Annotated in this window: 18 protein-coding genes; 14 read left to right on the top strand and 4 right to left on the bottom strand. The window is 62.3% G+C overall.

All coding sequences use genetic code 11. The annotated features are described in order from the left end of the window. Nucleotides 1-107: 107 nt before the first annotated feature. Nucleotides 108-1088 carry a quinone oxidoreductase family protein gene (locus C5L14_RS16545; RefSeq protein ID WP_105863118.1) on the bottom strand — a complete coding sequence of 327 codons (981 nt, stop codon included), beginning with the start codon at nt 1086-1088 and terminating at the stop codon, nt 108-110. Between the two features lie 153 nt (nt 1089-1241). Further along, nucleotides 1242-1943: a CDP-alcohol phosphatidyltransferase family protein gene (locus tag C5L14_RS16540; RefSeq protein WP_245443409.1), complete on the bottom strand. Its 702-nt coding sequence runs from the start codon at nt 1941-1943 to the stop codon at nt 1242-1244. A gap of 298 nt (nt 1944-2241) precedes the next feature. On the opposite strand from C5L14_RS16540, the gene C5L14_RS16535 reads away from it, so the two are divergent. Next, a complete protein-coding gene (locus C5L14_RS16535; protein WP_105863117.1) occupies nt 2242-3213 on the top strand; it encodes a TerC/Alx family metal homeostasis membrane protein in 972 nt (323 codons plus the stop codon). Between the two features lie 5 nt (nt 3214-3218). Here C5L14_RS16535 and C5L14_RS16530 read toward each other — a convergent pair whose 3' ends face one another. Continuing rightward, complete coding sequence (locus C5L14_RS16530; RefSeq protein WP_210203248.1) at nt 3219-4157, bottom strand: LysR family transcriptional regulator; 939 nt, start codon at nt 4155-4157, stop codon at nt 3219-3221. A 98-nt stretch (nt 4158-4255) separates the two neighbouring features. Between C5L14_RS16530 and C5L14_RS16525 the strand changes: the two genes are divergently transcribed. The 9 genes from C5L14_RS16525 to C5L14_RS16485 all read left to right on the top strand — a co-directional run bounded on the left by C5L14_RS16525 (nt 4256) and on the right by C5L14_RS16485 (nt 12121). Beyond that, nucleotides 4256-4969 carry an SDR family oxidoreductase gene (locus C5L14_RS16525; protein ID WP_105863115.1) on the top strand — a complete coding sequence of 238 codons (714 nt, stop codon included), beginning with the start codon at nt 4256-4258 and terminating at the stop codon, nt 4967-4969. Between the two features lie 226 nt (nt 4970-5195). Then, on the top strand, nt 5196-5657 hold the full coding sequence (gene rpsF, locus C5L14_RS16520; RefSeq protein ID WP_105863114.1) for a 30S ribosomal protein S6: 462 nt from the start codon (nt 5196-5198) through the stop codon (nt 5655-5657). A 2-nt stretch (nt 5658-5659) separates the two neighbouring features. Beyond that, nucleotides 5660-5899: a 30S ribosomal protein S18 gene (gene rpsR, locus C5L14_RS16515; RefSeq protein ID WP_068295067.1), complete on the top strand. Its 240-nt coding sequence runs from the start codon at nt 5660-5662 to the stop codon at nt 5897-5899. 124 nt (nt 5900-6023) lie between these two features. Beyond that, complete coding sequence (locus C5L14_RS16510) at nt 6024-7028, top strand: hypothetical protein (protein ID WP_105863113.1); 1005 nt, start codon at nt 6024-6026, stop codon at nt 7026-7028. Between the two features lie 19 nt (nt 7029-7047). After that, nucleotides 7048-7620, top strand: coding sequence for a 50S ribosomal protein L9 (rplI, locus tag C5L14_RS16505; protein WP_105863112.1), 573 nt, complete (start codon nt 7048-7050; stop codon nt 7618-7620). Between the two features lie 155 nt (nt 7621-7775). Next, the gene (locus tag C5L14_RS16500) at nt 7776-9281 is read left to right on the top strand and encodes a replicative DNA helicase (RefSeq protein WP_105863111.1); all 1506 of its coding nucleotides are present in this window, start codon (nt 7776-7778) and stop codon (nt 9279-9281) included. 72 nt (nt 9282-9353) lie between these two features. Beyond that, nucleotides 9354-10460 (top strand): alanine racemase, encoded by a 1107-nt coding sequence (alr, locus tag C5L14_RS16495; RefSeq protein WP_105863110.1) that lies wholly within the window; start codon nt 9354-9356, stop codon nt 10458-10460. Between the two features lie 55 nt (nt 10461-10515). Then, entirely contained in the window at nt 10516-10902 is a 387-nt protein-coding gene (locus C5L14_RS16490; RefSeq protein ID WP_105863109.1) for a VOC family protein, read from the top strand. A gap of 214 nt (nt 10903-11116) precedes the next feature. Beyond that, the gene (locus C5L14_RS16485; RefSeq protein ID WP_105863108.1) at nt 11117-12121 is read left to right on the top strand and encodes a sterol desaturase family protein; all 1005 of its coding nucleotides are present in this window, start codon (nt 11117-11119) and stop codon (nt 12119-12121) included. 27 nt (nt 12122-12148) lie between these two features. Here C5L14_RS16485 and C5L14_RS16480 read toward each other — a convergent pair whose 3' ends face one another. Continuing rightward, nucleotides 12149-12463 (bottom strand): polyhydroxyalkanoic acid system family protein, encoded by a 315-nt coding sequence (locus C5L14_RS16480; protein ID WP_105863107.1) that lies wholly within the window; start codon nt 12461-12463, stop codon nt 12149-12151. A 315-nt stretch (nt 12464-12778) separates the two neighbouring features. On the opposite strand from C5L14_RS16480, the gene radA reads away from it, so the two are divergent. The 4 genes from radA (at nt 12779) to C5L14_RS16460 (ending at nt 17468) form a co-directional block, all read left to right on the top strand. Continuing rightward, nucleotides 12779-14188, top strand: a complete 1410-nt coding sequence (gene radA, locus C5L14_RS16475; RefSeq protein ID WP_105863106.1) for a DNA repair protein RadA — start codon at nt 12779-12781, stop codon at nt 14186-14188. Nucleotides 14189-14421: 233 nt separating this feature from the next. Next, nucleotides 14422-15060 carry a CvpA family protein gene (locus C5L14_RS16470; RefSeq protein ID WP_105863105.1) on the top strand — a complete coding sequence of 213 codons (639 nt, stop codon included), beginning with the start codon at nt 14422-14424 and terminating at the stop codon, nt 15058-15060. Between the two features lie 142 nt (nt 15061-15202). Then, complete coding sequence (gene purF / locus C5L14_RS16465) at nt 15203-16666, top strand: amidophosphoribosyltransferase (RefSeq protein WP_105863104.1); 1464 nt, start codon at nt 15203-15205, stop codon at nt 16664-16666. Nucleotides 16667-16727: 61 nt separating this feature from the next. Then, nucleotides 16728-17468, top strand: coding sequence for an SDR family NAD(P)-dependent oxidoreductase (locus tag C5L14_RS16460; protein ID WP_105863103.1), 741 nt, complete (start codon nt 16728-16730; stop codon nt 17466-17468). The last annotated feature ends 60 nt before the right edge of the window (nt 17469-17528 follow it).

Genomic DNA, 17528 nt, shown 5'->3' with positions numbered 1-17528 from the left:
CTCTTACCGAAGGCTCTGGAGCCGGAAAACATGGCATGCATGAGGCGAGCGGCGACGAAGGCGAAGGCGTCGACACTGCAAAATCCATCCAGGGGAAAATCGCAGCTTTACGACGAGGGCAACAGGATCGAGGATCCCGTCGTGCCTCGTCCTTCCAGCTCCTCATGCGCCTTGCGGGCGTCCTCGAGCCGGTAGCGCTGGTTGACCGGGATGTTCACCTTGCCGGAAGCGACAGTCTCGAACAGGTCGTCGGCTGTCGCCAGTAGATCGGCGCGTTCGGCGACATAGGTTCCCAGTGTCGGGCGGGTGGCGAAGAGCGAGCCCTTCTGGGACAGGAGCAGCATGGGAACCGGCTCGACCGGGCCGGAGGCGTTGCCAAAGGAAACCCACATGCCGAGCGGCTTCAGACAGTCGAGCGAGCCGGGGAAAGTGTCCTTGCCGACTCCGTCATAAACCACATCGCATTTGCGGCCGTCAGTAATGTCGGCCACGCGCTTCACCCAGTCCTCGCTGCGATAGAGAATGGTGTGGTCGGCGCCGTTGGCGCGCGCCAGGGCCGCCTTTTCTTCCGAGCCCACCGTGCCGATCACCATCGCGCCGAGCGCCTTGGCCCATTGGCACAGGATCAGTCCGACGCCGCCCGCGGCCGCATGCACCAGCACCGTCTGGCCGGCTGAGACCTTGAAAGTGCGCCGGACCAGATATTGCGCCGTCATGCCCTTGAGCATCATGCCGGCTGCCTGCTCATAGGAAATCGCCTCCGGCAGGGGCACGAGGCGATTGGCCGGATAGGTGCGCTCCGAGGCATAGCTGCCGATAGCGCCGGCATAGGCGACGCGGTCGCCGGGCTTGAATTCGCTCACACCCTCGCCGATTGCGACCACTTCCCCCGCGCCCTCCGCGCCGAGGATAAAAGGCAGGGACGGCGCCTTGTAGAGGCCGGACCGGTAATAGGTATCGATATAGTTCACGCCGCAGGCATGCTGGCGAAGCAGGACCTCGCCTGGGGCGGGCAGTGGCGTAGCGATCTCCTCATAGGTCAGAACCTCCGGGCCGCCGGTCCGGTGAACGCGAATGGCTGCGGGCATGGCAAATACCTGTCGTTGAAATCAAAACATGAAACGGAGGGGGGCCTTCATGCGGCATGCATCACGGCTCGGCACTGGCCGCCCGACGATGTTACCGACACTCGCGATGATGTCCAGCGCCGCCGAACGTGGCGTGAACGGGGCCGGGCCTCATCATCCGGCCATGCGATCATGAACCGGCGCCGTGCGGAAATATCCGAGGATCAGGAAATAGACACCAATGATGCAAAGCCCCCAGGTGACCCAAGGGGCCGGGTCGACATTCTCCCAGATCGCCTTGATCGCCAGCACCGACCATACCACCAGCAGGACCAGCGTCGGCATGCGCAGCTTGGCCACCCGCAGCGGATGCACGAACACGAAGGAAGCGAACGTCGTCAGGCCGAGTGCCAGCACCACCAGGAAGATGATCGTCATGGAAAGGATCGTCGGCTCGGCCGGGCTGAGCAGGAAGAAATAGAACACGATCAGGTTCCACACCGCCGGGAAGCCCTTGAACCAGGCGTCCTCCGTCTTCATCTCGTTGTCGGCGAAATACATCGCGCTGGTGAGAAGAATCACGGCCATGGCGAGGAGATTGAGCACATTGTTCGCACCGCCGAGCATGCCTGAACTGTAGAGGGCATATGCCGGAACGATGACATAGGTCAGGTAGTCGATGATCAGATCCAGAGCGACGCCGGACCAGCGGGGCGAGGCTTCGGTGATGTTGATCTTGCGGGCAATCGTGCCGTCGATGCCGTCCACGAACAGGGCAAGCGCCAGCCAGGCGAACATCGTACGCCAATCGTGCTGGACAGCCGCTATCAGGGCAAGAAACCCCCACAGCACGCCGCTGGCCGTAAACAGATGCACACCGAAAGCCAGCCGCTTCTGCTGCGGGGTTATCGGATTGCCGGAAGGTATTGGAGGTGATGAGGCCAACGCTGCTCGGATTCTCTACTGAAGGAGCGTCATCATATCGCCACACAACGTCGGCGCTAGAATATTTTCACCCTCCACCGGGAGTGCCCACAAGAACCTCCGAGCCGGCACGGCCGCCGTCACGTTCCTGCGAGGGGCCAGTCGGCGATTGACACATCCCCTCCCCGGCACCGACACTGGATGAACCACCCACATCGCCGAGCCGGAATCAGAAACGAGCGCGCGATTCATGGAATGGTCGGAACTTTCTCTGGCGTCCACCGACATGCTGGGAGCGCCGCCCTGGTTCTGGGCGATCTTCGCATCATCCATTGCCGGCATTCTCGTCTTCGATCTGGGCTATCTCAATCGCCGCATTCCGGTTCTGTCGCTTGGCCAGTCGATTGCCGTGACCATGGCCTACGCCGTCCTGGCCGCCATGTTCGGCTGCGGCGCGTGGCTGTATTTCGGGGCGGAGAAAGGATCGCTGTTCTTCACCGCCTATGCGCTCGAGCAGTCGCTCTCGATCGACAATGTCTTCGTGATGTCGGTGATCTTCGCCTTTTTCGGCGTGCCTCGCCAATATCAGCACCGGGTTCTCTTTTGGGGCATCGTCGTCGCCGTCATCCTCAGGGCCGTCTTCGTCGGTTTGGGCGCGGCGATCGTGGCGCGTTTTGCCTGGGTACTCTATCTGTTCGGTCTCTTTCTGATCGTGACCGGGTTGCGCATGCTTCGCGGCGGGGACGAACAGATGGACCTCGAGCGCAACCGGGCGGTTGCCTGGTTCATGCGCCATATGCGCATGACGACGAAGATTGCCGGTGAGAGCTTCTTCGTTCGTTTGCCCGATGGTGACGGCAACCCCGTCCTGCACGCGACGCCCCTGTTCGCCGCCTTCGCCGTGATCAATGTGGCGGACATCGTCTTCGCCGTGGACAGCGTTCCGGCGGTGCTGTCCCAGACGCAGGACCCCTTCATCGTCTACACCTCGAACATCTTCGCCATTCTCGGCCTGCGGGCGCTCTATTTCGTCATCGACGCGCTCATCGCCAAATTTCGCTATCTGAAGGTCACGCTGGCGGCGCTACTGGTTTTTATCGGCGTCGTGATTTTCTACGAACGCCTCATTGGCGAGTTCGACAATGTGCTGACCATGGCCGTCACCTTCGCGACGCTGACGACCGCCGTCATCGCCTCGATCCTGACATCCGCGAAAACCTGATCGCCTCAATAGGATCGCGCGGCGCCGCGTCCGTAGAGGTGCTCGAATTGTGCGATCAGCCAGGCAAGGCCGGCGTCAGCATCGCTGATGGCCGTCCATAGCAGGCTGACTTGCGTGGTCAGGCTTTCGAAAGGCAGGCTGGCGGTTGAAAGCTGCAAGGTTTCGGCCCAGGCATCGGCGACAAAGGACGGCACAGTGGCGAAAGCGGCCATCTGTCGGACGATCAGGGGATTGGTCGCAAAGTTACGGCTGGCGAACAGCACGTTGCGTCTACGCCCCAGCCCTTCGAGTTTTTCGTCGATGAAGCCATGCAATTCGCCGCTGAAGGAGGTCAGCAGGTGCGGATAGGCCAGATAGTCCTGCAATGTCAGACGACCGCCGGGCAAGGCGATGTGACGGGGATCAAAGACGCAGACGAAGGTCCAGTCGAACAAGGCATGGCGTCGATGCCAGGCGGATGCCTCGTCGAAGACGCCGATCGCGAGGTCGATTTCGCCCGCGTCCAGCATGGACGAAGCGCGCGTTCGATCCGTAAAGGAGGATATCAGCCTGATACCCGGCGCCCTATGCGCGAATTGCTCGACCAGCTTGGGCATCAAGGCCACTTCGAGGGCGTCGCTGAGCCCGATGCGAAAGACCCGTTCGGCCGTACCGGGATCGAAACTGGGTTTACGGTGAAGGGCCTGCTGTAAAGAGAAGAGCAAGGGATCGATCGCGCCGGCGAGTTCGACGGCGCGAGGCGTGGGCGTCATGCCCTGTCGCGTACGAACGAATAATTCATCGTTGAAAGCCGACCGCAGTCTCTTGAGCGCGCCGCTGAGCGCCGGCTGGCCGATGCACAGCCTCTCGGCGGCGCGCGTGACGTTACGCTCTTTCATGAGGGCATGGAAGGCCAGGAGAAGGTTGAGATCCAGCCTCCTTAAATCACTATCGATGATAGTCATTATAAATCCAAACGATTTGAATGATAATCAAGCAATTCCTAGGCTTGTGCCCGAAACAAGGCAAGGCGGACTGGGCCTTGCAGCACCGGAGAGCAACCATGGAACGCAGCAGGCAAAAGATCATCGTCATCGGCGGCTCGTCGGGCATCGGCCTCGCCACCGCACTTCGTCTGAGCCTTGCCGGGGCCGAGGTTGTCGCCACTGGTCGCGATCTCGCCAAGTTGCGGGCGGCGACGGCCGGCCATGCCATTGAGATTGCGGCCTTCGATGCTCGAGAGCGCAGCGCACTCGAGCAGTTTTTCGACCGGATGGGACCCATCGACCACCTGATCCTGGCTCTGAGTGGCGGCCAGGGAGCCGGTCTCCTGGCCGAGCTCGACCTTCAAAGCCTGAGAGCCGGTTTCGAGGAGAAGTTCTGGCCGCAGATCCAGGCGGCGCAGGCAGGAGCAGCCCATCTGCGGGCGGGAGGCAGCATCACCTTCATCACCGCGATCTCTGCCCGGATCGCCCGACCCGGGACCGCCGGCCTCGGCGCCATCAATGGGGCAATCGAAGCCATGATCGGGAGCCTCGCGCGTGAATTGAAGCCGAGCCGGGTAAACGCCGTTTCCCCTGGCGTGGTCGATACCCCCTGGTGGGATCGTTTTCCCGCGAGCTTCAAGGACGATCTTTTCCGCGAACAGCGGGAGATACTGCCGGTCGGCCGGGTCGGGCGCGCTGACGAGATCGCCCATGCGGTTCAGTTCCTGGTCGAGAACGGCTATGTCACCGGCACCGTGATCGCATGCGACGGTGGCCTGCACCTGGTATAGACAACTTAGTCCTTGCGCTGATGCGGCAAACTCTGTATGCACCCGGCTTCGCTTCGGCCGGAGGCTGAACGGATGGCTGCGCTCGCGCAGTGGAACCCCAGGGTTCCTGCATCCCGTGTCTTCGCCCTCTTAAGACATTCCTCGACGGCCTGCCGGGTCACGAGGGGCTTCGCGCCAGGCGAACGTGACAACCACGACGCGTTGTAACCAAAGGACAGGCCATCTCATGCCGAATTACGAGCATGTCTTCCTGGCTCGCCAAGACGTGACCTCCCAGCAGGTCGAAGCGCTGACCGCCCAGTTCAAGGGTGTCATCGAAGCGCATGGCGGCACCGTCGGCAAGACCGAATATTGGGGCGTCAAGTCCCTGCAGTATCGCATCAAGAAGAACCGCAAGGCTCACTTCACGCTGCTGAACATCACCGCGCCGCATGCGGCCGTGGCAGAAGTCGAGCGTCAGATGTCGATCTCCGAAGACATTCTGCGCTTCCTCACCCTTTCCGTCGACGAACTCGAGGAAGGTCCGTCGGCCATGCTGCGCAAGTCCGATCGCGACGAGCGTCGCGACGATGACCGTGGCTTCGGCTTCGGTGGCGGCCGCGGCGGTCCCCGTTCCGGCGGCAATGACCGCGGTCCGCGCCGTGACCGCTTCGAAGGCTCCTCGGACGAGCAGCAGGGAGAAGAGTGATCATGGCTACCGCACCTGGACGCCGTCCCTTCTTCCGCCGCCGCAAGACCTGCCCCTTCTCGGGCCCGAATGCGCCGAAGATCGACTACAAGGACGTCAAGCTCCTGCAGCGCTACATTTCCGAGCGCGGCAAGATCGTTCCTTCCCGTATCACCGCGGTTTCGGCCAAGAAACAGCGTGAGCTGGCTCAGGCCATCAAGCGCGCCCGTTTCCTGGGCCTGCTGCCCTACGTGATCGGCTGATGCTTCTGCGGCGAGGCGTTCACATGCCTCGCCGCCCCTCTCCAACACAGTCAGCCGGATAGTTCGGCCATGGCTGGGGTCTTCACGGCAAGGCCTCTAACCGCGACAGCGGGACAGCTCGACGATGCAACGCGATATTCCGATCGGCCTCGGTGCCGGCCTTGCTGCAGCCATCCTGACGCTCGCTCCCGCGAGCGGTTCTGGTTTCGGCGCCCTGCTGTCGGTCTTGTCCGCGCTGCCGATCACCCTGGCTACGTTGTGCTGGGGATACCGCGCCGGCCTCGCCGCCGCTATCGCCGCCATGGCGGTGCTGGCGCTGGTCACCTCGGGCCTTGACGCCCAATCCCCCGATGCCTCCCGGTTCCGACTTGCCCTGCAGTTCGGCGTTTCCCGCGCCTTGCCTGCCTGGGGCCTGGCTTATCTCGCGGTCGCCGGCTTCGGCGACAGGGCGGGTGATCGTGCCCCTCTCCCGCTCGGTACTCTGGCAATCGTCGCTGCCGTGCTGGGCATGGCGGGGACGTTCTTTGGTATTCTGGCACTCGGCTCGACTCCTGAACAGGCATTGGCCAATCTGCGTACCGACTTGATGCAGGCCGTTCGCATCATGATGGGCGGATCGAAGGATCAACCCATTCCCGCCAAGGACGGCGTGGATCCGGAGGCGTTGCTGCAGGTTTTCAGCGTGATCCTGCTGCCGCTCGCGGCCCTGCTCACAACAGTATCCAATCTTGGCGGCCTTTGGCTGTCGGCACGTATCGCCCTGATCTCGGGCCGGCTGCCCCGGCGCTGGCCCGACATCGCGGCTGAACTCTTCCTGCCGACCTGGTCGCTGGGCTTGGTGGCGGTCACCTGTGCGATTTCCCTGCTTTCCGGCACGGTCGGCTTTGCCGGGCAGTTGTTGCTGGCGGCATTGCTCGGCGCCTTCCTGATCCAGGGTTTTGCCGTGTTGCATTTCCTTACCCGCGGCGGCGCCCTGCGTCCCCTGATCCTGGCTCTGGCCTATCTGCTGTGCGTGGTCCTGTCCTGGCTCGCGCTGCCGCTGATGATCGTGCTCGGCCTGGTCGAAACTCTCTTCAATCTGCGCGGCCGCTTCAGCGACCGCTCCAATACCCCCAGTACCCCCCGATAGACGAACAAAGGAGACAAACATGGAAGTCATTCTGCTGGAGCGCGTTTCCAAGCTCGGCCAGATGGGCGAGACGGTGAAGGTGAAGGACGGCTATGCCCGTAACTTCCTGCTGCCCAACAACAAGGCCCTGCGCGCCACCAAGGCCAATAAGGAGCGCTTCGAGAAGGAGCGCGTGCAGCTCGAAGCCCGCAACCTCGAGCTCAAGAAAGAAGCCGAGGCCGTTGCCGCCAAGCTTGACGGCCAGACCTTCACGCTGATCCGCCAGGCCGGCGAGACCGGCCAGCTCTACGGCTCGGTCACGGCCCGCGATCTCGCCGAGACCTCGACCGCCGGCGGCTTCACCGTGGCCCGCTCGCAGTTCGTGCTGAACACCCCGATCAAGACGATCGGCCTTCATAAGGTGCTCGTCCACCTGCACCCGGAGGTGGAAGTCACCATCACCGCCAATATCGCCCGCTCGCCCGAAGAAGCCGAGCGTCAGATCCGCGGCGAGGACGTGCTGGCCCCGCAGGACGACGAAGACACCTTCGAGAACCCCGAGGACATCGAGATCCCCGGCGTTCCCGGTACCGGCGAGCAGCCCGAAGTCTGATTCTCGGCCATTCGACACGATCAAGAGCCGGGCGCTTGTCGCCCGGCTTTTATTTTGTCCGGGTTGTGAATCACTGTGAATTGCCGATCGAAGGCCAAGGGGGGCGGCCGGCGTGCTAAGCTTGCCGCCCGACGAATCACGATTCCAAGAGCCTGATGTCCACACCTGTCGAAGCCACCGTACACAAGCTCGAGACCGGGCAAGCCGTGACCTACCGGCAGGCTCCCAGCAATGTCGAGGCCGAACAGGCCCTGCTCGGCGCCATTCTGGTCAATAACGAGGCGTTCTACCGGGTTTCCGACTTCCTGCTGCCCGAGCATTTCTTCGATCCCTTCCATCGCAGGATCTTCGAAATCGCCTCGAGCCTGGTGCGTGCGGGCAAGATGGCGACGCCGATCACGCTGAAGACCTTTCTCGGGCCGGACCAGGACATTGGCGGGCTCACCACTCAGCAGTATCTCATTCGCCTTGCCACCGAGGCCACCACGGTCATCAACGCGGCCGACTATGGCCAGATCATCTACGATCTCGCGCTCCGACGCTCCCTGATCCAGGTCGGGGAGGAGCTGGTCAACGTCGCCTATGACGCTCCTGTCGACATGACACCCGGGGACCAGATCGAGGAGGCGGAGCGCCGGCTGTTCGCTCTCGCCGAGACCGGGCGCAACGAAGGCGGGTTCGCGACCTTCTCGGATGCGCTGAAGGATGCCATCGACATGGCGTCCGCCGCCTATCAGCGCGACGGGCAGTTGTCAGGCTTGTCCACTGGTCTCGACGATCTTGACCGGATGATGGGCGGGCTACAGCCCTCCGATCTCATCGTGCTCGCCGGACGTCCCGGCATGGGCAAGACGTCGCTTGCCACCAATATCGCCTACAATGTCGCCAAGAACTACAAGTTCGAGATCCAGCCCGACGGTTCGCGCAAGACCATCGATGGCGGCTCGGTCGGCTTCTTCTCCCTGGAAATGTCGGCGGAACAGCTCGCCACGCGCGTCGTGGCCGAGCAGGCCAACGTGCCTTCCTACAAGATCCGGCGCGGAGACCTTTCGGAGGATGAGTTCAGCCGTCTCGTCACCGCCAGCCAGGACATGCAGACGACGCCGCTCTATATCGACGACAGCGGTGGCATCTCCATCGCCCAGCTGGTCGCACGCTCGCGCCGCCTGAAGCGCCAGCGCGGCCTCGATCTCCTGATCGTCGACTATATTCAGCTGCTCACCGGCTCGGGCAAGAAGGGCAGTGAAAACCGCGTGCAGGAAATCACCGAGATCACAACGGGTCTCAAGGCGCTGGCCAAGGAACTGAACGTGCCGCTCATCGGCCTGTCCCAGCTTTCGCGCCAGGTGGAATCGCGTGACGACAAGCGCCCACAGCTGTCGGACTTGCGTGAATCCGGCTCGATCGAACAGGACGCCGACGTGGTGATGTTCGTGTTCCGCGAGGAATATTACGTGAAGAACAAGATGCCCAAGGAAGGCACCGAGGAGTTCTTCAAGTGGCAGGCCGAGATGGAAAGTCTGGCCGGTGTCGCCGAAGTGATCATCGGCAAGCAGCGCCACGGTCCGACCGGCACCGTCAAGGTTCAGTTCGACGCCGACGTCACCCGTTTCGGCAATCTTGCCCGTACCGATCACCTGCCGATACAGACCGGCGAATAGACCGCGGCGGGCGGAGCGCAATATTTGCCGCTCCGCCTTCCGCCGGCTTCAAGTCAGCCCTATGGTCCGCGCATGAGCGATTCCCTGCCTCCCGTTTATGCCCGTCTGACCATCGACACCGATGCGCTCGCCGACAATTGGCGGCGCTGCGGGCAGCAGCGGCCAAAGGCCGAATGCGCGGCCGTGGTCAAGGCCGATGGCTATGGCCTGGGCATCGATAATGTCGTACCCGCCCTTACCCGGGCGGGTTGCCGTACCTTCTTCGTGGCCCAGATCGACGAAGGCATTCGCGTCCGAAAACTCGCTCCGCATGCGGCGATCTATGTCCTGAGCGGCCTTGCGCCGGGCCATGGCGACAGGTTTGCGGCGAACGCTCTGAGGCCCGCTTTGGGCTCGCTCGAGGAATTGCGGGAATGGTCCGCCTTCGTTGCCGCCACCGGCTGGCAGGGAGGCGCCGCCTTGCACGTGGACACCGGCATGTCCCGGCTCGGGCTCCGCGTCGACGAAGCCCAGACCCTGGCCGCGGAGGGAGAGCTCTTCAGGCCTTCCCTGCTGATGAGCCATCTCGCCTGCGCCGACACGCCCGAACATCCGCTCAATGCGAGGCAGTTCGAGGCTTTTGCCGGCGTCAGATCGCTCTATCCGGATGTCCCCGCCTCGCTCTGCAATTCTTACGGTACCTTCCTGCCGGCTGATATAGGCTATGATCTGCTGCGGCCCGGCGTGGCGCTCTATGGCTCCAATCCCCAGCCCGGCCGGCCCAATCCGATGCGGCCGGTGATCACTCTTGCGGCCCAGGTCCTGCAGGTCCGCGAAGTGCTGCCGGGCGAATATGTCGGATATGGTGCGACCTGGACGAGCCGCCGGCCTGCGCGCATCGCCATGGTGGCGATCGGATATGCCGATGGCTATCTGCGCTCGGGGTCTTCCTCCGACGATTTCGACACGGCGGTGGCCGTCGTCGCGGGCAAGTACTGCCTCATCGCCGGGCGGATCTCGATGGACATGACGGCGATTGACGTGACGGATTTGCCGTCCGGCACGGTCAAACGGGGTGATTGGGTTGAATTGATCGGGCCGCATCTGCCCGTCGACGAGGTGGCCCGACGTGCCGGCACGATCGGTTATGAGATACTCACCAGCCTGGGTACGCGCTACGATCGGCACCTTGCGGTCTAGGCGATAGCGCGGCGCCAGCCCTCGATCACCACAGCCACTGCTTGGGAAGAATGCGATGATCGACCATTTTGGTTTTCCTGTTCGTGACTATCAACGTTCCCGCGCCTTCTACGATCTGGTTCTCGCTCCGCTCGGCTATTCGGTGCAAATGGAGGTCACGCGAGAGATGACCGGCAGCAATGCCCATTGCGGCTATGGCGAGGACGGGCGACCCCAGTTCTGGATCGGTGATGGCGAGGCCCGGGAAGGCAGCTTTCACATTGCTTTTGTCGCGAAAAGCAGGAAAGCCGTCGAGGACTTTCATGCCGCTGCATTGGCTGCCGGTGCGCGCGACAATGGCGCGCCGGGCATTCGCGCCCATTACCATCCAAACTACTATGCAGCCTTCGTGCTCGATCCGGATGGCCATAATATCGAGGCGGTTTGCCACCTGCCCGGCTAACGGAAGCCGTCCCTCCGCATTCCCGCGACGATCGACGCCTTCGCGCCTCGGTTTCACGCTGGTGGCCGGGCCACCGAACATATTTTCTACATGATTGTTCCCAAGGATCTAGACTTGCCTGGCGGTGTTGACTTTCATCGCCTTCTTTGACAATCGAGATTTTGCGATATGTTGCTCTTAATCTTTCATTTGAGAGCTTACGGAAAGTAATCTCATGCTGTCGATTTCGAGTGTAGTCGCTATTATCACAGATTTTGTGATGACGCACATCAATATATTATTGATGATGGCGACATTCGTTTCTGGCGGAGTGTTTGCTTTCCTGTTCCTATTGACGAGAACGATTTCCAGCCGAAATGTTCGGGGATTTATTCGTTTTTTTATGCCTGTTTCGGGGTGGTTCAGTCACTCGACGAAAATCGATGTTCTCTTATACTTTATCATCAAATTTTCGTTTCGATGGGTGGCGTTTTTCGCCGCGATTCTGACGACGTTCCTGGCGGAGAAAGCTGGGGCGACGCTCGGTGCTTGGCTGCAGTTCGATCAAAAAATCCAGGCTGGGCCGATTACAGTTGTAATATTATGCATCATTATGTTCATGTTTTCCGATCTTGGAGAGTTCATAAGTCATTATATCCAGCATAAGAATCGTTACCTTTGGGAATTCCATAAGGTTCACCATTCGGCAACTTTTTTGTCTCCTTTCACCGCCTTCCGCGTGCATCCGGTGGGGGTGCTTCTCGATGCTTTGTGCATCGGCGTGTGCCGCGTCGTACCGGTTACGTTGATCGTATTCTTCTATGGTTTCTCCATCGTCGAGCTACTGGCGATGCAGGCGAGCACATCGTTGATCTTCTCACTGCTGACATTGGGCACGCTCCAGCACACGCATTTCCCCATCAGCTTCGGGATCCTGGACCGCATCTTCATCAGTCCCCGCATGCATCAGGTCCACCACAGCGTGGCACGCAAGCACTGGGACAAGAACATGGGTTCGAGATTGTCGATCTGGGACTGGATCGCCGGCACGGCCTATCTGGCAACACGGGATGAGGTGCAGAAATACGGTATCGGCGGGATCGAGGACGAGCGTGGCGACTATCAGAGAATCTGGTGGTGCTTTCTTGGCCCGATCGTGAAGTGCTCAGCCGCCATCCGGCGTGCCGCCGCGCGTACCAAGCGTATGATGCTGCACCCGGAGAGAGCCGGCGGCGAGTGATGGCGGCGGCGGGAATACGTTCGAGCTTTAGCTCTTGTGCTCCAGCAGCACCTGACCGCGCTGCTGTATCAGCGTGGTCACCTTGTTTGCCAGCATGGTCAGGAAGACCGGCAATAGGACGCTCACCGTTACCGTGTCGTCACCGATATCGACGCTGCCGGAAATGGTTTGCTTGAACACGCTCAGCCGGCACTCGAACCTGTCGCCGTTCCATTTTTCTTCGAGCGAGGTGAATTGCCCGGCATAGCTGTCGCGCAATTGCGCGATGCCGTCCTCGACCCGTTTGCGGGCGGCTGCACGGCCGAGGCTGTGAGGGATGGTGACGGTCAGCGGGCGTGACATGGACTGTTCCGGGACGACGTGTTTGGAACCATATAGGTTGTGGTCCGGCTTACCTGCAAGGGGCAGTCGTTCCCGGCCTATGGGGTGAACTAGCGGGTTCGGCCTGCATTGAGTCGCCTTCAATCTTGTGGCCCATTCAAGATCCTATAGCGGCAGCCCCGGTTTGGCCTGTCCGACTTGATCAGACTCGGCCTCCCCCCGCTGGAGCAAGTAGGATTTCTCCGAATCGCACTTTGTCTCTAACTTTTTGTTTTGACGCGTTTTCTTGATCGAAAAGCCTATCACCTTTTCTGGAAAGCGCTCTAGAAGGGCGTCATGGCCAAACGAAGCCCCTCCTATGTCTGCCAGAATTGCGGTGCCGCCTATAATCGCTGGCAGGGCAAATGCGATGCGTGCGGCGAGTGGAACTCGATCGCCGAGGAAACCAGCGCCATCGCCGCCGTTCCCGCCTCGCAGCGTCCAAGGGGACGGGGGCGCGTCTTTGCACTCGAAAGCCTGACGGGATCGACCGACGAAGCGCCGCGTCTCGTCTCGGGGATCGGTGAACTCGACCGGGTCACCGGCGGAGGCTTCGTACGGGGCTCCGTCCTTCTGCTGGGCGGCGACCCCGGCATCGGCAAATCCACCCTTCTGATCCAGGCCTGCGCCGCGCTCGCCAACCGCAACGCCAGGGTCATCTATATTTCAGGCGAAGAAGCGGCGGCGCAGGTGCGCCTGCGGGCCGAGCGGCTGGGGCTGGCGAGCGCGCCGGTGGAACTGGCTTCCGAAACCTCGGTCGAGGATATCCTGGCGACCTTCGAACACGGTCCGCCGCCGCGTCTGGTGGTCATCGATTCAATCCAGACCATGTGGACAGACACGGTCGAATCGGCGCCCGGCACCGTCACGCAGGTGCGCGGCTCGGCGCAGGCCCTGATCCGTTACGCCAAACGTTCCGGCAGCACCGTCATCCTCGTCGGCCATGTCACCAAGGACGGGCAGATCGCCGGCCCGCGCGTCGTCGAGCATATGGTCGATGCCGTGCTGTCGTTCGAGGGGGATGGCGGGCGTGATTTCCGCATCCTGCGCGGCGTGAAGAACCGCTTCGGCCCGACAGACGAGATCGGCGTGTTCGAAATGACCGGGCTCGGCCTGCGCGAAGTTACCAACCCCTCCGCCCTGTTCCTGTCGGAGCGCGATCTCGGGTCGCCGGGCACGGCCGTGTTCGGTGGCATGGAGGGTACGAGGCCGCTCCTGGTCGAGATGCAGGCCCTGGTGGCGCCGACGAGCCTCGGCACGCCACGGCGGGCGGTGGTGGGGTGGGACTCCAGCCGCCTGTCCATGGTGCTTGCAGTGCTCGAGGCCCATTGCGGCGTCAAGCTGGGCGGGCATGATGTCTATCTCAACGTGGCCGGCGGCCTGCGCATCCAGGAACCGGCGGCCGATCTTGCCGTGGCGGCGGCCCTGATCTCCTCTCTCACGGGCGCGCCCCTGCCTGCGGATGCCGTGTATTTCGGCGAAATTTCGCTGTCGGGATCGGTTCGGCCGGTGGCTCATATGGGGCCGCGCCTGAAGGAAGCGGCCAAGCTCGGTTTCCATCGCGCCGTCTGTCCCGTGCCCGGCAATGAGTCGGGTTCGGATAGCGGCATGCGGGTGAACGGCGTTGCCTCACTTGCGACACTTGTTGCGGATATTGCCGCCTCTGGAGAGAGCCAAAGGCGGAAATCCACCAAAGTTTCGCCATGAAGCGGGCATTTCCGCCGATTGCGCTGCAGCAAATGGGTGACGCCGTATCGAACCCTCGTTATAGAAAGGCGCGCGGCTCTGCCTGTCGCGCCGCCTACGCGGGTTCCTCTTGATCGCGCCCGCAGCGCGATCAAGAGGAACCCGCGAGATGTCAGGTATTTGCAGTATTTCCCGGCAAGGCCACGCATCGGCCTCGCCGGGAAACACTGCTCGCAAATCAGGATAGACCGCCAATGCCCGTAACGCTGCTGGATCTGATCGTCATCGGCGTCATGCTGATTTCGGCCCTTCTCGCAATGGTGCGTGGCTTTACCCGCGAAGTTCTGGCCATCGCGGCCTGGGCTGCCGCTGCCGTGGCGACCTTGTTGCTGTTCTCCCGGGTGCTGCCGCTGGTCACGCCTTATATCAAGAACGATACGCTGGCGCGGATCACCACGGGCGCCGGCATCTTCCTGCTCGTTCTCCTGATCGCCTCCTTCATCACGATCCGCATCTCCGACATGATCCTGGACAGCCGCATCGGGGCCATCGATCGGACGTTCGGGTTTCTGTTCGGTGCGGCCCGCGGCCTGCTGCTCGCCATCGTTGCCTTCATCTTCTTCAGCTATCTGGTGCCGCCCAAGTCCGAGCCTGCCTGGGTGCAGGATGCCAAATCACGTCAGCTCCTGGTGTCCGGTCGTGACTGGATCCTCACCCTGCTGCCCAGCGATCCCGAGAACGTGATCCTCAAGCAGCTGCGGGCCAATGAGGTCATCGGACCTGGCGCGGACACCAACACCAATACGCAGGAGCCCGATCCGGATGCTGCCGGTGCGCCCACCGCGCCGCAGACCCAGCCGGCAACCCCGGCTCCGGCGGCGCCCGCGCAATGAGGCGATTGCATTGCCACAGTAAACTTCCACGCAGGCATGCTGGAAAAGTCGATCAGTGGTATTATCTCAGTGTCGAACGGAGCGGCGAAACCTGGTTTCGGGCCGCTCACCCCTTTTTGGAGAAGAAATCCAAGTGAGCGCCATGGCCCGTGACAACGACGATCTGGATCTCGACGCCGACCGCCTGCGTGAGGAATGCGGTGTGTTCGGCATCTTCGGACACAGCGAGGCCGCGGCCATCACCACTCTTGGTCTCCATGCCTTGCAGCATCGCGGGCAGGAAGCCTGCGGCATCGTCACCTTCGATGGCGCTCGCTACAATTCGGAAAGGCGGCTCGGGCTGGTCGGCGACACCTTCTCCAGGCGCGAGGTCATCGAGCGCTTGCCCGGCTCCCAGGCCATCGGCCACACCCGCTATTCGACCACGGGCGGCACTATCCTGCGCAATGTGCAGCCCCTGTTCGCGGAACTCGAGGGCGGCGGCTTCGCCGTCGCCCATAACGGCAATCTCACCAATGGACTGACGCTGCGGCGTGAATTGATCGCTCGCGGCTCGATCTTCCAGGCTACCTCGGACAGCGAGGTGATCCTGCATCTGGTCGCGCGCTCGACGCGGGAAAAGTTCATCGATCGCTTCATCGACGCCCTGTTCCAGATCGAGGGAGCCTATGCCTTTGTCGGTCTGACCAACCACATGCTGGTCGGTGCTCGCGATCCGCTCGGGATTCGCCCCCTGGTGCTGGGCGAACTCGATGGCTGCTACATCCTTGCTTCGGAGACCTGCGCCCTCGACATCATCGGGGCCCGCTTCGTACGCGACATCGAGAATGGCGAGGTCGTCGTCATCACCAAGGACGGCGTAGAATCGTTGAAGCCCTTCCCGCGGGTGCCGCCCCGCCCCTGCATCTTCGAATATATCTATTTCGCCCGCCCGGATTCGATCGTTCACGGCCGCAGTGTCTATGCCGTGCGCAAGAGCTTTGGCGCGCAGCTTGCCGCCGAAGCCGGCATCGAGGCCGACGTGGTGGTGCCGGTGCCGGATTCCGGCGTCCCCGCGGCGATCGGCTATGCCCAGGCCGCCGGCCTGCCCTATGAGCTCGGCATCATCCGCAACCATTATGTCGGACGCACCTTCATCCAGCCGACCCAGGCCATCCGCGAAATGGGCGTGCGCATGAAGCACAGCGCCAATCGTTCGGTCATCGAAGGCAAGCGGGTCGTGCTGATCGACGATTCCATCGTGCGCGGCACCACCTCGGTGAAGATCGTGCGCATGATGCGCGATGCCGGAGCCAAGGAAGTGCATTTCCGCATTTCCAGCCCGCCGATCACCCACCCCGACTATTACGGCATCGACACGCCCGACAGGGAAAACCTGCTGGCGGCGCGGATGGACCTCGAAGCGATGCGTGCCTATATGGGTGCGGACTCACTGGCCTTCCTGTCGGTCGACGGCGTCTACAAGGCATGCGGCTACGACCAGCGCGACCCCGTGCGCCCTCAATTCACCGATCATTGCTTCACCGGCGACTATCCGACCTTCCTGACCGACGTGGTCGGCGAAGGCGCCAAGCAGCAGTTCTCCCTGCTCGCCGAAGCGAGCTGACGCGTCCCCACCCCGGTCCGGGGTGGGACACAGCAGCCTTTTCTATCCTGTGAGTTTTCCGATGTCCGATCTTCTCAAAGGCCGCCTGGCGCTCGTCACCGGCGCATCGCGCGGCATCGGCCGTGCCACGGCCGTGGCCCTGGCCGAGGCGGGGGCGCATGTCATCGCCGTGGCGCGTACCGTCGGCGCGCTCGAGGATCTCGACGATGAAATCCGCGAGAAGGGCGGCGCGGCGACCCTGGTTCCTCTCGACATCAAGGACGGCGACGGCATCGATCGGCTCGGCTACACGCTGTTCGAGCGCTATGGCAAGCTCGATATCCTGATCGGTAATGCCGGTGCCCTCGGCGCGATCTCTCCCCTCGGCCACATCGAGCCCAAGGATTGGGACAATGTATTTGCGGTGAACGTCACCGCCAATTGGCGCCTGATCCGCTCCTTCGATCCCCTCCTGCGCAAATCCGATGCCGGACGCGCGATCTTCATCACCTCGGGCGCGGCCTGGAAATCGACGGCCTATTGGGGGCTCTATGCGGCCACCAAGGCGGCCCTCAACTCCATGGTGGCGACCTATGCGGCCGAGACGGTGAATTCACCCATCCGGGCCAACCTCTTCTCGCCCGGCCCCGTCCGTACCCATATGCGCGCGGCGGCAATGCCAGGTGAAGATGCCGATACCCTGCCGCATCCCTCCAGCATCGCGCCCTCGATCCTGAAGCTCGCAAGCCCGGATCTGACGGAAACCGGGCAGGTCTACGAGATGCGGCAGGCGCGCTTCCTCAGCTTCCGGGCGCCGGAATAACACCAACGATCGCGATATTTGATGCATACGTCATTGCGAGCGCAGCGAAGCAATCCAGGA

The sequence above is a fragment of the Labrys okinawensis genome, assembly GCF_002982075.1.
Classification (GTDB): domain Bacteria; phylum Pseudomonadota; class Alphaproteobacteria; order Rhizobiales; family Labraceae; genus Labrys; species Labrys okinawensis_A.
Note: the sequence above shows the minus strand (reverse complement) of the source record. Positions and strands in the feature narration are given on the sequence as shown.

What these genes read in the sequence shown, in the direction of transcription:
- C5L14_RS16545 (WP_105863118.1), bottom strand. Translation starts at nt 1,088, where the DNA reads ATGCCCGCAGCCATTCGCGTTCACCGGACCGGCGGCCCGGAGGTTCTG.
- C5L14_RS16535 (WP_105863117.1), top strand. Translation starts at nt 2,242, where the DNA reads ATGGAATGGTCGGAACTTTCTCTGGCGTCCACCGACATGCTGGGAGCG.
- C5L14_RS16530 (WP_210203248.1), bottom strand. Translation starts at nt 4,157, where the DNA reads ATGACTATCATCGATAGTGATTTAAGGAGGCTGGATCTCAACCTTCTC.
- C5L14_RS16525 (WP_105863115.1), top strand. Translation starts at nt 4,256, where the DNA reads ATGGAACGCAGCAGGCAAAAGATCATCGTCATCGGCGGCTCGTCGGGC.
- rpsF (WP_105863114.1), top strand. Translation starts at nt 5,196, where the DNA reads ATGCCGAATTACGAGCATGTCTTCCTGGCTCGCCAAGACGTGACCTCC.
- rpsR (WP_068295067.1), top strand. Translation starts at nt 5,660, where the DNA reads ATGGCTACCGCACCTGGACGCCGTCCCTTCTTCCGCCGCCGCAAGACC.
- C5L14_RS16510 (WP_105863113.1), top strand. Translation starts at nt 6,024, where the DNA reads ATGCAACGCGATATTCCGATCGGCCTCGGTGCCGGCCTTGCTGCAGCC.
- rplI (WP_105863112.1), top strand. Translation starts at nt 7,048, where the DNA reads ATGGAAGTCATTCTGCTGGAGCGCGTTTCCAAGCTCGGCCAGATGGGC.
- C5L14_RS16500 (WP_105863111.1), top strand. Translation starts at nt 7,776, where the DNA reads ATGTCCACACCTGTCGAAGCCACCGTACACAAGCTCGAGACCGGGCAA.
- alr (WP_105863110.1), top strand. Translation starts at nt 9,354, where the DNA reads ATGAGCGATTCCCTGCCTCCCGTTTATGCCCGTCTGACCATCGACACC.
- C5L14_RS16490 (WP_105863109.1), top strand. Translation starts at nt 10,516, where the DNA reads ATGATCGACCATTTTGGTTTTCCTGTTCGTGACTATCAACGTTCCCGC.
- C5L14_RS16485 (WP_105863108.1), top strand. Translation starts at nt 11,117, where the DNA reads ATGCTGTCGATTTCGAGTGTAGTCGCTATTATCACAGATTTTGTGATG.
- C5L14_RS16480 (WP_105863107.1), bottom strand. Translation starts at nt 12,463, where the DNA reads ATGTCACGCCCGCTGACCGTCACCATCCCTCACAGCCTCGGCCGTGCA.
- radA (WP_105863106.1), top strand. Translation starts at nt 12,779, where the DNA reads ATGGCCAAACGAAGCCCCTCCTATGTCTGCCAGAATTGCGGTGCCGCC.
- C5L14_RS16470 (WP_105863105.1), top strand. Translation starts at nt 14,422, where the DNA reads ATGCCCGTAACGCTGCTGGATCTGATCGTCATCGGCGTCATGCTGATT.
- purF (WP_105863104.1), top strand. Translation starts at nt 15,203, where the DNA reads ATGGCCCGTGACAACGACGATCTGGATCTCGACGCCGACCGCCTGCGT.
- C5L14_RS16460 (WP_105863103.1), top strand. Translation starts at nt 16,728, where the DNA reads ATGTCCGATCTTCTCAAAGGCCGCCTGGCGCTCGTCACCGGCGCATCG.